Here is a 13256-nt window from a genome sequence, read left to right as displayed (position 1 = left end):
CTCTTTCCCCTCCTCTTTTCCCTTCTCGGGTTCGCCGCGGTGTCCGTGGCGGTGTCCGTGGCGGTGGCGGACGAGGAGGACGGAGTGGGCGAAGTAGGCGGCGAAGGCGAGGGCGACGAGGACTGCGGACGCGACGTGCCCGCGACCGTCGGCGGCCGGGTGGTGTCGGGCAGGCGGGTCTCGCCGCCCGGGTCGACCGCCGTCACGATCATGACGGTGGCGACGGCCGCGGTCACGATCAGTACGAGAGCGGCGAGGAGGCGGGGACGCCAGTCGTCGGGCGACTCATAGGGCGACTCGTCGGGGGACTGCTCCGGCGAGGGCGAGGGCGGAGGCACCGCGGGCACCGCCCCCGCCAAGGGCGTCAGATACGCGATGATCTCGTCCAAGCCCGGTCGTACCCCCGGATCCTTGGCCAGCAGCCTGCCCAGCAGCGGCGTCAACGGGCAGGCCGCATCCGGCAGTTCGGGCTCCTCGTACGCGATCGCGAGCAGCGTCTCGGCGGTGGAGCCGCGGGCGAACGGGGAGCGGCCGGTCAGGGCCGTGCAGAGCGTGGCGCCGAGTGCCCACAGGTCGGCGGCCGGCCCGGTCGGGCGACCGGTGGCACGTTCCGGAGGGATGTATTCCGGGGACCCGATGAGGATGCCGGCACGGGTCAGGGAGCGGGCGTCCTGGACGGCGGCGATCCCGAAATCGGTGAGGACGACCCGGCCGGCCGGCACGAGCAGAACGTTGGCCGGCTTGATGTCGCGGTGCACGACCCCGACGGCGTGCACCCGGAGCAGCGCTTCGGCGAGCGCGAGCCCGATGCGCGCCGTCTCGGCCACGCCCAACGGACCGTCGTCGCGTACGACTCGCTCCAGCGAGGGCGCGTCGACGAGCTCCATGACGATCCAGAGCCGGTCGGCCTCCTCGGCCACGTCGTAGATGCGTACGACATTGGGGTGGTCGACGCGCGCGCCGGCCAGCGCCTCGCGCAGCGCGCGCTCGCGCCGGGTGCGCGGGTCCTCGGCGTCCGGGTCACCGTCGAGCCGCAGTTCCTTGATCGCGACGGGACGGTCGAGCATCTCGTCACGCGCGCGCCACACCCGCCCCATTCCGCCCTGCCCGACGGTCTCCGCAAGGCGGTAGCGGTCCGCGATCCGCATGCGGTTCCACCTCCAACCTCCTTCCATGACAACACAGTTCGCGACGATCAAGGGAAGTCGAGCAAAGTGGGGACAAAGGGAGAAAAGTGACTCTCGGAAAGGTTGACGGCGGGTGTCAGGTAATCCGGCCAGCATGACCCCGTACTCGAGATCGGCTATCGACTATCGGCTATCGACTGCGGAGGACATTCCCATGATTCCGGTGAGCTTGCAGGACTTCATCCACGACGAGCGCCACCACGACCGCCTCGTCCTCGTGCCCGGAGATCCCGGTTACGAGGACGAACTCGCCGGGTTCCAGACAGGGTTCGCGCAGCGCCCCGATGTCGTCCTCGCCGCCCGCTCGGCCGAGGACGTGGCCGCCGCGGTCGCGTACGCCGCCGCCGAGGGGCTGCCGGTCGGCGTCCAGGCCACCGGGCACGGGCTGCCGGGGGCCGCGGAGGGCGGCGTGCTGATCACGACGAAGCGGATGGACGGGGTGACGGTCGACGCCGAGGCGCGCACGGTCCGCGTTCAGGCGGGCGTCCGCTGGGGGCAGGTCGTCGCGGCGGCGGAACCGTACGGGCTCGCTCCGCTGAACGGCTCCGCGCCGAGCGTGGGTGCCGTCGCCTACACCCTGGGCGGTGGGCTCGGCATCCTGGCAAGGGAGTTCGGGTACGCGGCCGATCATGTCCGCTCCCTCGACGTCGTCACGGCTGACGGCCGGCTGCGGCACGTGACCCCCGACTCCGACGACTCGGGGCTCTTCTGGGGCCTGCTCGGTGGTGGCGCGAACCTGGGCGTGGTGACGGAGCTGGAGATCGGCCTCGTACCGGTGGCGCGACTGTACGGCGGGTCGCTCGCCTTCGACGGGCGCGCGGTGGATCCGGTGGCGGCCCTGCGCGCGTACGAGCGCTGGACGGCGACCGTCCCGGACGGCCTGACCTCGTCGTTCGCGGCCGTGCCCTACCCCGACCTCCCTGCCCTGCCGCCGCATCTGCGCGGGCGGTACGTCATCTCCGTACGGGTCGCGTACACCGGTGCCGACGGCGAGCGGCTCGTCGCGCCGCTGCGTGAGATCGGCCCGGTCCTCGCCGACTCCCTGCGCGAGATGCCGTACGCCGAGAGCCGCACCATCCACTCCGACCCGGACTTCCCGCACGCGTATTACGGCGACAGCGCCGTGCTGAGCGAACTGGACCTGGCCGCGGCTGCCGAACTCCTCGCGCTGACCGGCCCGGACGCGCCCTCGATGTACGTCGTCCAGATCAACCACCTGGGCGGAGCGCTGGCCGAGCAGCGGCCGAACGCGGTCCCGCACCGCGAGGGCCGTTTCCTCGTACGGGTCCTCGGCGGCGTCGACGACCCCGCGCGGGAGCACCTGCACCAGGCCCTCGCGACGGTGGAGCCGTGGACGATCGGTCGCGCGCTGAACTTCGCGTACGGGGCGGGCGATCGTGCGGCGGAGGGCCTGTACGACCCCGGGACGCGGAAGAGGCTCGCCGGGCTGAAGTCGGTGTACGACCCGGCGAACCTCTTCCGCGGGAACTGGGGGAACTGGGGAACTACAACGTGACTGTCAGCTCTCGCGATTGACTCAGCTTTCGCGATTGACGAACTTCCAGGCGGTGGGCAGCGCGCCCATCGCCAGGGCCGCCTTCAGGGCGTCGCCGAGGAGGAACGGGGTGAGGCCGACCGCGATCGCCGCGGTGAGCGACATGTCGGCGGCGACGGCCAGGTACGGGACACCGATCGCGTAGATGATCGCCTCGCCCAGCAGCATCGTGCCCGCCACGCGCAGGACCGAGCGGTCGGCGCCGCGGCGGGCGAGCGCGCCCACGACGGTGGCGGCGAGCAGCATGCCGAGGATGTACCCGAAGGACACGGTGGCGCCGGAGCTGCCACTGGCGAACCACGGGACACCGGCCAGGCCGAGCAGCGCGTACATGGCGAGGGAGACGAGACCCCGGCCGGTGCCGAGCGCGGTTCCGACGAGCAGGGCCGCGAAGGTCTGGCCGGTCACCGGCACCGGGGAGCCCGGCACGGGCACCGCGATCTGGGCGGCGAGCCCGGTGAGCGCGGCGCCGCCCGCCACGAGCGCGATGTCCCTGACGCGGGAGGCGGGGAGCAGGTCGGCGAGGACCTGGCCCGTGCGGGTGGGGACGGCAGCGGTACCGGTGCTCATGGGGACTCCGCGGGTGAGGGCAGTTGGGGACACGGTGACGCTATCCCAGGGTCCTCGCGCCGATCATCGTCAGCGCTCGACAAAGGGGAGATCGGGCGCGTGGTGGACCTCTAACAAAGAGTGCCGTGTACACCCTTAGGCGCGTGATGCTGGTCACTGAGGTGCGATCGCTTTGTCTCCGGGGGCGGGGTGGGCCAGAACTGTAGGTTTCCGCCAAACCGGGTTTTCGCCCCCGCCGCCTCTGCATGACAGACGCGAGACCCCTCTTGTTGCTAGCGTGTAGTTGCAAGTAATGTGCAATAAGAGGTCGGAGGGGACCCGTCATGCCCGTCTACACACTCCCTGAGCTGCCGTACGACTACTCCGCGCTCGCCCCCGTGATCAGCCCCGAGATCATCGAGCTGCACCACGACAAGCACCACGCGGCGTACGTGAAGGGCGCGAACGACACCCTGGAGCAGCTCGCGGAGGCGCGCGACAAGGAGGCGTGGGGGTCGATCAACGGGCTGGAGAAGAACCTGGCCTTTCACCTTTCCGGTCACATCCTGCACAGCGTCTACTGGCAGAACATGACCGGCGAGGGCGGCGGCGAGCCGCTCGCCGCGGACGGGGTCGGCGAGCTCGCCGACGCGATCGCCGAGTCCTTCGGCTCCTTCGCCGCGTTCAGGGCCCAGCTGACCAAGGCCTCCGCGACCACCCAGGGTTCGGGATGGGGCGTCCTCGCGTACGAGCCGCTGAGCGGTCGGCTGGTCGTCGAGCAGATCTACGACCACCAGGGCAACGTGGGCCAGGGGTCGGTGCCGATTCTCGTCTTCGACGCCTGGGAGCACGCCTTCTACCTCCAGTACCGGAACCAGAAGGTCGACTTCATCGAGGCCATGTGGCAGGTCGTCAACTGGCAGGACGTCGCGCGGCGTTACGAGGCCGCGAAGTCCCGTGCGGACGTGCTGCTGCTGGCTCCCTGACGTACCCGGAGAGCGTCCTGCTCGTGATCGTCTTCTCACCTTTCACGTGGCAGGCGGATGAAGGGGAAGGCCCCCGCGAGGACGTGACTCGCGGGGGCCTTCCCTTCGGCCGGGGCCGCGGGGCGGCGTGTCGGCCGAGGGGCGGCCCGGTGGCCGGGCGGTGGCAGGTCGCTCAGCCCTCGCCGCCGAGCCTGAAGTGGAAGATGCCCCAGGTCAGATGCCTCTCGCGGCCACCGTCGATCCAGTGGCCGAGCCCCTTCTTCATCTGGGCGAGGTAGTCGTGGCTGATCCTTCTGGCCAGCCCTTCGGCCTCCTGGTGCTCGGTTTCCTCGAGGACTCGCGTGTAGTGGTTCACCAACTGTTCGCGGTGCTCTTCGAAGCCACCGTCGACGGCGGTGAATCCGAGCCGGGTCAGCTCGCGTTCGTAGAAGCCGGGCGAGCCCATGTCGTCCAGATGGATCCGGTCGAGGATCGGCTGCAGCACGTCGAGGGAGCCGCCGTCCGCCGCCGCCATCGGGTCGGTGAAGATGAGACGGCCGCCGGGCCGCAGCACCCGCGCGATCTCTTCGAGGACCCGGACCCGGTTCCCGCTGTGCAGGAAGGCGTCCTGGGACCACACGACGTCGACCGCGTCGTCCGGGTACGGGATGTCCTCGAAGGACCCGTCCACGACCTCGATCCTGTCGGTGAGCGCGCGGGCCGCGTTCAGCTCCTTGTGGCGCTGGTTCTCCACCTCGCTGAGATTGAGGGCGAGGACGCGGCAGCCGTACGTCCCGGCCAGGTACCGTGCCGAACCGCCGTATCCCGAGCCGAGGTCGAGCACCACGGAGTCCGGGGTCGGCTCCAGCTTCGACGCCATCCGCTCGACGGTGCGTCGGCTGGCGTCCGCGATGGGCTCCACAGGGCTTTCGTAGAGGCCGATGTGGATGTCCTCGCCGCCCCACACCGTGGCGTAGAAGGTGTCGGCGTCGGGCGAGTTGTAGTAGCTGCGCGCGGTGCTGACGGCGCCCTTGTACTGCCCTTCGTCCTCCGTCCGGTACTCCTTCTCCGCCACGTGGATGAAGAAGTCCGGCTGCTCACCCCGGTAGGTGTGCTGGAAGTCGCCGTAGGTCTGGACGCGTTGGAAGCCCACGTCGTGCATGAGCCGCCGGGCGTAGTCCTTCCGCAGCGGGAACATGTTGAGGTGGTACGTGGAGTTGTCCGGGAAGCCGTACCGCATGCGGCACAGGCCCTCGTCGACGTACTCCGGCTCCACGGTGACGTCCTCACCGCAGTAGTAGTACGTGTGCTTGCTCGTGTAGCCGTCGTCCAGGATCGCGTCGTAGTTGCGCTGGTCCAGGACGAGAATCCCGTCGTGCTTGAGCATCGCGTAGAACTCGGCCAGCGCCTTGCGCCGGTCGCGCTCCGAGAAGAGATGCGTGAAGGAGTTGCCGAGGCAGACGATGGCGTCGTACTCCCCGTGGACGTCTCTGTTGAGCCACCGCCAGTCCGCCTGCACGACACGCAGGATGTGTCCTCCCTGCTTCATGCCGTTCTCGAAGGCCATCGCCAGCATGTCCGCGCTGCCGTCCGCGCTCACGGTTTCGAATCCGGCGGCCAGCAGCCGTACGGAGTGGAATCCTGTGCCCGTCGCGACGTCGAGCACACTCCTCACTCCCCACTTGCGCAGCAGGTCGATGAAGAAATTGCCTTCGCTCTCCGCCCTCTTTTCCCAGTCTATGAGCGAGTCCCATTTCTCGACAAAACTGGGGACGTACTCTTCCGTGTAGTGGCCTGTTTCTCGTACCTCGACAGGGTTGTCACCGAATTTTTGAGCCGGTTTCACGATGATGGGGAACCCTTCATTCATCGGGAATCATGCCCTTTGGCCGACGGCTCGGAACGGCGGGGTCCAGGCCTTGGGAGCCGCACGGTCTGAGCACATCGCTATCCAAGGTCCCGTGTCCTCATGCCTCCAAAGTTCGCACACGGAGACGGAGTTGACGCGGATAGCGGCTCTGGCCAGCACCTCTTCCACCTTCAAACTCTTTGCTGCGGCAGAGGTCATGGAAACCTCGCATCCAGGGCGTTAACCGGCGAAGCACCCTATCCGTGGCAGTCGGCCACGGCTGGAAATCGCTCCGGCTGGAACCTCCGGAAACGCCGTGGCGATTTCCTGGTTCATTTCTTCTTTCTTCGGTCTCGGAGGTTTCCCTCAGCCCCGGGGTCCATCGATCGGTGGACCCCAAGTTCAACCGACCGCCGCCGACTGTGAAAGGGATTGAGCCGCGTGAACAATTTCGAGGCGTCCGTCCGTACGGCGCAGCCGGAGGTGCGGGCCGCTGCCCGAGATGGTCGGCTGGGCCTGACTCCGCAAACTACGCGCAAGGGAGCCCGGCGTGGCAATCATCGCGATCTTCGACCAACCCGGTATGACCCAGGCCCAGTACGAACAGGTCGCCAACAAGGTGAACCGCGAGCGTGGCCTGGTCAAGGAGCCCGCGGACTGGCCCGTACCCGGCCTCATCTCGCACACCTCCGCCCCCACTCCCGATGGCTGGTACGTCGCCGACGTCTGGGAGTCCGAGGAGGCGTTCCGCCGGTTCAGTGAAGTCGTCCTGCCGCTTCTGCGGGAGGCCGGTGCCCCGGAGGTGGAGCCGAAGATCTACCCGGTCTTCAACCTGGTGACCCCGTAGTCGTCGGTCTTCTGGTGCACAACGGGCTGACGCATGACCCACAGCGCAGGCTCATGACCCACAGCGCAGGCTGAGGAGGTGCCACGGTGCCTCCTCAGCCCCCGTCCTCAGCCGTCGCGAAGGCCTTCCGGTATGGCGGGCTCCGCGTGATGGTTGCGGCATGCCGAAGGAGAAGCTGTACCCCTGCTACACATGCCCCACCACCGAATGGCAGCCGCATCGCCGGCCGAAGGACGACCGGGAACGGAACGTGATCCGGAAGCTGGCCAAGAAGAAGGACAACGCGTACGTCGACGACTACTGGATCTGCGTCACGCCCGACCGCGACTGCCGCAACATCCGGTACGCGTACAAGGACAACCCATTCGACCCTCCCGTGAAGATGCCCGAGCCCGAATGAGCACCCGAGCCCTCCGCACCCTCACTCTCCTCACTCCCCCTTACAGGTTGCTGAAGTCCGGGCCCATCGTCCGCGTGCGCTTGATCTCGTAGAAGCCCGGTACCGAGGCGACCAGGAGTGTGCCGTCCCAGAGCTTGGCGGCATCCTCGCCCTTGGGGGCCGGGGTGACGACCGGGCCGAAGAAGGCGAGCTGCTCGCCGTCGGCGCCGGGGACCGCGATGACCGGTGTGCCGACGTCCTGACCGACCTTGTCTATGCCCTCCTTGTGGGAGGCGCGCAGCTGGGGCTCGTAGGGGGTCTCGTCCCAGTGGTCCATGAGGGACTCGGGCAGGCCGACGTCCTTCAGGGCGGCGGCGACGGTCTCCTTCTCGGGGCCCTCGCCCTGGTTGTGGATGCGGGTGCCGAGCGCGGTGTACAGGTCGCCGAGCACCTCGGCGCCGTGCTCCTCCTGGGCCGCGATGACGATCCGGACCGGTCCCCACGCCTTGGTGCTCAGCAGCTCGCGGTACTCCTCGGGCAGCTCGTCCAGCTTCGGCTCGTTGAGGACCGCCAGGCTCATCAGGTGCCAGCGGACCTCGATGTCCCGGACCTTCTCCACCTCCAGGACCCAGCGCGAGGTCATCCAGGCCCAGGGGCACAGCGGGTCGAACCAGAAGTCGACGGGGGTCTTGCCGGCGGTCTGCTCGGACATGGCTCTCCTAGTAAGGGTCCACGGTGCTGTCCTCAGCCCCAACCGGCCGGTCACCTGTGCCATTCCCGGGTGTCCGGTGTCAGTGCCACATGGGAGGATCGGTGCTGTCCGAAGGAGTCACGCAGCCAGTCGTGCAGCCAGTCACGCAGCCCTGAGGGAGTGCCGCCCGTGCCCGGTGAGAATCTGTCCCGCGACGAGGCCCGCGAGCGGGCAGCACTGCTGTCCGTCGAGGGGTACGAGGTGTCCCTGGACCTGCGCTCCGCGGTCGGCGGGACGGACACGGGGCCGCGGACGTTCCGGTCGGTGACGACCATCCGCTTCCGCTGTGCCGAGCCGGGCGCGACGAGCTTCGCGGACCTGATCGCCCCGAGCGTCACGGCCGTCTCGCTGAACGGCAAGGACCTCGACCCGGGCGCCGTCTTCGACGGTTCCCGCATCGCTCTGGAGGACCTCGCCGAGGACAACGAGCTGGTGGTCGACGCGCAGTGCGCCTACAGCCGCACCGGCGAGGGCATGCACCGCTTCGCCGACCCCGAGGACGGCGAGATCTACCTCTACACGCAGTACGAGCCGGCCGACTCCCGCCGCGTCTTCGCCAACTTCGAGCAGCCGGACCTGAAGGCGCCCTTCCGCTTCGAGGTGCGGGCCCCCGGGGGCTGGGTCGTCTGGAGCAACGGCGTCGGTGAACTCGTCGAAGGGGTATGGAAGTTCGCCGAGACGAAGCCGATCTCCACGTACATCACGGCGTTCGTCGCCGGCCCGTACCACTATGTGACGGACTCGTACGAGCGCGTCTTCGAGGACGGTACGCGGCTGGAGATCCCCCTCGGCGCCCTGTGCCGCAAGGGTCTCGCCAGGCACTTCGACTCCGACGACGTCTTCCTGGTCACCAAGCAGGGCCTGGACTTCTTCCACGACCACTTCGACTACCCGTACCCGTTCGGGAAGTACGACCAGGCGTTCGTGCCCGAGTACAACCTCGGAGCGATGGAGAACCCGGGCTGTGTGACGTTCCGCGAGGAGTTCATCTTCCGCGGCAAGGTGACGCGGGCGTCGTACGAGCGCCGGGCGAACGTCATCCTGCACGAGATGGCCCACATGTGGTTCGGCGACCTGGTGACCATGGTGTGGTGGGACGACCTGTGGCTCAAGGAGTCCTTCGCGGACTTCATGGGCACCTTCTCGATGGTCGAGGCGACCCGCTTCACCAACGGGTGGACCACCTTCGCCAACAACCGCAAGTCGTGGGCGTACCGCGCCGACCAGCTGCCCTCCACGCACCCGATCACGGCCGACATCCGTGACCTGGAGGACGCGAAGCTCAACTTCGACGGGATCACGTACGCCAAGGGCGCTTCGGTCCTGAAGCAGTTGGTGGCGTACGTCGGGCGGGACGCGTTCCTGGATGGCGCGCGCCGGTACTTCAAGCGGAACGCGTACGGGAACACGCGGCTCGGGGACCTGTTGTCGGTCCTGGAGGAGACCAGCGGACGCGACATGGCCACCTGGTCGCGGTCCTGGCTGCAGACGGCCGGGGTCAACTCCCTTACGCCCCAGGTGATCCTGAGCGCGGAGGGACGCGTCACGGAGGTCGCGATCCTCCAGGAGGCGGCCGAGTCCCACCCCGAGCTGCGGCCGCACCGGGTGGCGGTGGGCCTCTACCGGCGCTCGCCCGAGGGTGCGCTGGAGCGGTACGCGCGCGCGGAGGTGGACGTCGACGGCCCGCGCACGGTCATCGGGGAGCTGGTCGGCGCGGACGCCCCCGAGCTGGTCCTCGTCAACGACGACGACCTCACGTACTGCAAGATCCGCTTCGACGAGGGCTCGTTGGCGACGCTGCGGGAGAGCCTCGGGGCCATCACGGACCCCCTTGCCCGTGCGCTGTGCTGGTCCGCGCTGTGGAACCTGACCCGCGACGCGCTCATGCCCGCCCGTGACTTCATCGATCTCGTACTCCGCTTCGCGGGCCGCGAGTCCGACATCGGCGTCCTGCAGATGCTGCACGCGTGGGCGAACTCGGCGCTCACGCACTACGCGGCACCCGAGTGGCGGGACGTCGGCGGGCTGCTGCTCGCCGAGGGCGCGCTGCGCGAGCTGCGGCTCACCGAGCCCGGCAGCCAGCACCAGCTGACGTGGGCGCGTTTCTTCGCGGCGGTCGCGACGAGTGAGGGCGATTTCCTGCTGCTTCAGGGGCTGTTGGACGGCACGGCGAAGATCGACGGGCTTGACGTGGACCAGGAGCTGCGCTGGGCGTTCCTGGAGCCGCTCGCCGCGCACGGCGTCGCCGACGAGGCCGTCCTCGCCGCCGAGCTGGCCCGGGACGACACGGCGTCGGGCAAGCGGCACCAGGTGCGCTGTCTGGCGGCCCGGCCCTCCGCCGCGGTGAAGGCCCAGGCGTGGGCGTCGGTGGTCGAGTCGGACTCGCTCTCCAACGCGCTGGTCGAGGCGACGATCGCGGGCTTCTCCCAGTCGTCGCAGCGGGAACTGACGGCTCCGTACGCCGCGAAGTACTTCGAGGCGATCGAGCGGGTCTGGGACGAGCGGTCCATCCAGATCGGGATGGACGTGGTGAAGGGCCTGTTCCCGTCCCTCCAGGACTCCTCGGCGACCCTGGACGCGACGGACGCGTGGCTCGCCACGCACGCGGCGGCTCCGCCGGCTCTGCGGAGGCTGGTGCTGGAGGCTCGGGATGACTTGGCCCGGACTCTGCGGGGGCAGGCCTGCGACACGGCTGCCGCCGGCTGAGCGGTTTCTCGCGGGGCGGTATGGAAGGTGCGGGTCGGTTGTGGCTGGGCGCGCCCACGCGGCGGAGCCGCATATGTCACAGCCCCGCGCCCCTGAAGGGGCACGAGCCGAGCCCCGTCCCCCAAAAGGGGCACGGGGCTCGGCGATGTTGACGGGGTGGGGCGTCGATAACAGTTACGGAATGCAGGTAATCGGTGCCGTAACCCCATACGGACCAGGGGGTTTCGGCAGTCGAACGCTTGCACTTTAGGGCGAGCTTGTCCGGTTTTGTCGACGGGCGTGTAACAGCGGTTAGGAGGGCGAGCCGACGCGGGAAACCCCGGGTCATGAACCACAACACCCCGCTCTCCCCCCGCCCGCTCCGCCACCTCTCCGACGTACGGCGGCGTGTGCTGACCACCGCGCAGTTGCGGTCGCACGGTGTGAGCACCGCGGACATCAACGCGCAGTGTCGGCCGGGCGGCGCCTGGCAACAGTTCCTGCCGGGTGTCTTCCTGCTCCACCCGGGCCCGCCCACCAGCGAGGAGCGGCTGCACGCGGTTCTCCTGTACGCGTCCCGCTCCGCCGTCCCGGAGCCGGCGATCCCCGCCCAGCCGGGCGCAGGGGAGGCGCACGCCCCGCAGCCGTACGCCGACGTGATGATCACCGGGCTCGCCGCGCTCGCCCTGCACGGCTTCTCCTCGGCTCCCCCGCTGCTGTCCCTGGACCGCATCGACGTCCTGGTCCCGCGCCTGCGCCGACTGCGCGCGACGGGCTGCGTCCGGATCGTCCGTACGCCGGGCATGCCGGAGCCCGAGCAGGTCACCGGGCTCCCCGTGGCGCCTGTCCCAAGGGCCCTGGCCGACGCCGTCGCCGACCTCACGGACGCGGGCGTCGTACGCCGCCTGCTCACCGAGGCCGTACGCGGCGGACACTGCGAACCGGCCGCCGTCGTGAAGGAGTTGACGCAGGCCCGGCTGCTGAGCCGCCCCCATGTCGTGGACGCCGTCGACTCCCTCCTCGCCGAGGGCCGTGCCATCGCCGAGGACCGCCTCTACCGGATGGTCCGCGAACACGGCCTGCCCGACCCGGTCTGGAACGTGGACCTGCGCCTGCCCGGCGGCCCCTACCTCGGCGGCCTCGACGCCTACTGGCCGGACCACGCCGTCGCCCTCGAACTCGACACACGCGCGCCTCGCCAAGGCCTTGGGCAGAACGACGACGCCATGTGGTCCGAGTACGCCCGCAAGCGGGAGCACCTGGAGCGCCTCGGTATCACGGTCGTCCACCTCACCCCGAAGAAGCTCCGGGACTCGATGGAGCAGCAGGCGACGGTCGTACGGACCGCGTTGATGGCGTCGGATGATCGTGATCCGGCGGCGTATGTGGTGGTGCTGCCCCGGTCGTGACGGACCGGGCCGGTATCAGGAGGGGAGGGGAGGGGCCCGCGAGCGGTTCGCAGGCCCCTCCTCATGTACGTGCTCACCGGGTACCTGCCCGCCGAGCCGTTCTGACGTCGACCGGAGCAACCAGCCCAGTTCGTCGGCGAGTTGGATGACGAGGAGGAGCCCTCGGCCGCGATCGTCATCAACCCAGGAACGCCGCAGTGGTGGCCACGAACCGCTCGGCGTCGTCGAGCCATGGGTAGTGGCCCGCCCCCGGCTGAACCACGAGCGTGGCGGCGGGGAACAGCTCCGCGAATTCGGCCGCCGACCGAGGAGGGCTGTTCAGGTCGAACTCTCCGGTGAGGAGCAGTACAGGGGCCTCGCGGGCGGCGAGCGCCGCACGCGTGGTCTCCGGGGTGAAGGCACCCTCGGCCGCGAAGAGGGCGACGGCTTCCTTGTTGCTCGGCCGGCCGTCCGCGTAGTGCTGCCGCGCCGCGGCGTCCCACCGGCCGCAGAAGAATGGGGCGACGGCCTCCCAGTCGCTGCCCGTGCCCTCGGTGATCGCCTCCAGGGCGGCGAACGCGGCCGGGAACCACGGCTCGTTCTTCCGAAGCCGCGCGAGCTCGCGTCGCGTCTCTCCGGTGATCTCTATGCCGACGGCCCGGGTGCCGGGGCCGATCAGGGCGAGCTTGCCGACGTTCTTCGGGTGGCGGGCCGCGTATTGCGACGCGATGTTCGCGCCTGCGGAGTGGCCGAGCAGGTCCATCCGTGGAAGTCCGAGGTGTGCGCGCAGCGCCTCGACGTCGTCGACCATGCGGTCGCAACGGTAGGAGGAGGTGTCTTCGGGAATCGCGGACCCGCCGGTGCCGCGCAGGTCCGGGACGATCAGCCGGCGGTGCGCGGACAGCCCGCCGAGGTCGCCGAGGTAGTGGGAGTCGGTGGGGCCTCCTGGTACGCAGACGACCGGGTCGCCGTCTCCGGTCGTGCGGTAGGCGAGCCGGGTTCCGTCAGGTGCGGAGAAGGTGGGCATGGCAGGGATCCTGTCAGTCATAACCGGGTTATACAACTCGGTTATAGTCGGCGGGTCTGCGGCCGGGCGCTTCA

11 protein-coding genes are annotated in these 13256 nt (G+C 69.4%); 6 read left to right on the top strand and 5 right to left on the bottom strand.

Annotated features, from left to right (window positions below; genetic code table 11):
* Positions 1-1148, bottom strand: a 1148-nt coding sequence (locus tag ACTWQR_RS48020) for a serine/threonine-protein kinase (protein WP_443233652.1), incomplete at its 3' end; no start/stop codon positions are given.
* A 193-nt stretch (positions 1149-1341) separates the two neighbouring features.
* Between ACTWQR_RS48020 and ACTWQR_RS48015 the strand changes: the two genes are divergently transcribed.
* Entirely contained in the window at positions 1342-2703 is a 1362-nt protein-coding gene (locus ACTWQR_RS48015) for an FAD-binding oxidoreductase (RefSeq protein WP_443233651.1), read from the top strand.
* Between the two features lie 21 nt (positions 2704-2724).
* Here the strand turns inward: ACTWQR_RS48015 and ACTWQR_RS48010 are convergent, their stop codons facing one another.
* Positions 2725-3312, bottom strand: coding sequence for a biotin transporter BioY (locus ACTWQR_RS48010; RefSeq protein WP_443233650.1), 588 nt, complete (start codon positions 3310-3312; stop codon positions 2725-2727).
* A gap of 323 nt (positions 3313-3635) precedes the next feature.
* Between ACTWQR_RS48010 and ACTWQR_RS48005 the strand changes: the two genes are divergently transcribed.
* Positions 3636-4277: a superoxide dismutase gene (locus tag ACTWQR_RS48005; protein WP_443233649.1), complete on the top strand. Its 642-nt coding sequence runs from the start codon at positions 3636-3638 to the stop codon at positions 4275-4277.
* Positions 4278-4449: 172 nt separating this feature from the next.
* On the opposite strand, the gene ACTWQR_RS48000 is transcribed toward ACTWQR_RS48005, so the two are convergent.
* Positions 4450-6126, bottom strand: a complete 1677-nt coding sequence (locus tag ACTWQR_RS48000; RefSeq protein WP_443233648.1) for a glycine/sarcosine N-methyltransferase — start codon at positions 6124-6126, stop codon at positions 4450-4452.
* A gap of 529 nt (positions 6127-6655) precedes the next feature.
* On the opposite strand from ACTWQR_RS48000, the gene ACTWQR_RS47995 reads away from it, so the two are divergent.
* Entirely contained in the window at positions 6656-6952 is a 297-nt protein-coding gene (locus ACTWQR_RS47995; RefSeq protein ID WP_443233647.1) for a hypothetical protein, read from the top strand.
* A gap of 160 nt (positions 6953-7112) precedes the next feature.
* A complete protein-coding gene (locus tag ACTWQR_RS47990; protein ID WP_443233646.1) occupies positions 7113-7352 on the top strand; it encodes a hypothetical protein in 240 nt (79 codons plus the stop codon).
* A 40-nt stretch (positions 7353-7392) separates the two neighbouring features.
* Here ACTWQR_RS47990 and ACTWQR_RS47985 read toward each other — a convergent pair whose 3' ends face one another.
* Entirely contained in the window at positions 7393-8043 is a 651-nt protein-coding gene (locus ACTWQR_RS47985; protein WP_443233645.1) for a mycothiol-dependent nitroreductase Rv2466c family protein, read from the bottom strand.
* Positions 8044-8211: 168 nt separating this feature from the next.
* Here ACTWQR_RS47985 and pepN point away from each other — a divergent pair, with 168 nt between their 5' ends.
* Positions 8212-10788: an aminopeptidase N gene (gene pepN, locus ACTWQR_RS47980; RefSeq protein ID WP_443233644.1), complete on the top strand. Its 2577-nt coding sequence runs from the start codon at positions 8212-8214 to the stop codon at positions 10786-10788.
* Between the two features lie 326 nt (positions 10789-11114).
* Complete coding sequence (locus ACTWQR_RS47975) at positions 11115-12176, top strand: hypothetical protein (RefSeq protein ID WP_443233643.1); 1062 nt, start codon at positions 11115-11117, stop codon at positions 12174-12176.
* 178 nt (positions 12177-12354) lie between these two features.
* Here the strand turns inward: ACTWQR_RS47975 and ACTWQR_RS47970 are convergent, their stop codons facing one another.
* Entirely contained in the window at positions 12355-13182 is an 828-nt protein-coding gene (locus ACTWQR_RS47970) for an alpha/beta fold hydrolase (RefSeq protein WP_443233642.1), read from the bottom strand.
* Positions 13183-13256 lie beyond the last annotated feature (74 nt).

Source organism: Streptomyces sp. 2A115 (assembly GCF_052245575.1).
GTDB lineage: Bacteria > Actinomycetota > Actinomycetes > Streptomycetales > Streptomycetaceae > Streptomyces.
The sequence above is the reverse complement of the archived record's forward strand: the minus strand, read 5'-3'. Positions and strand labels throughout refer to the sequence as shown.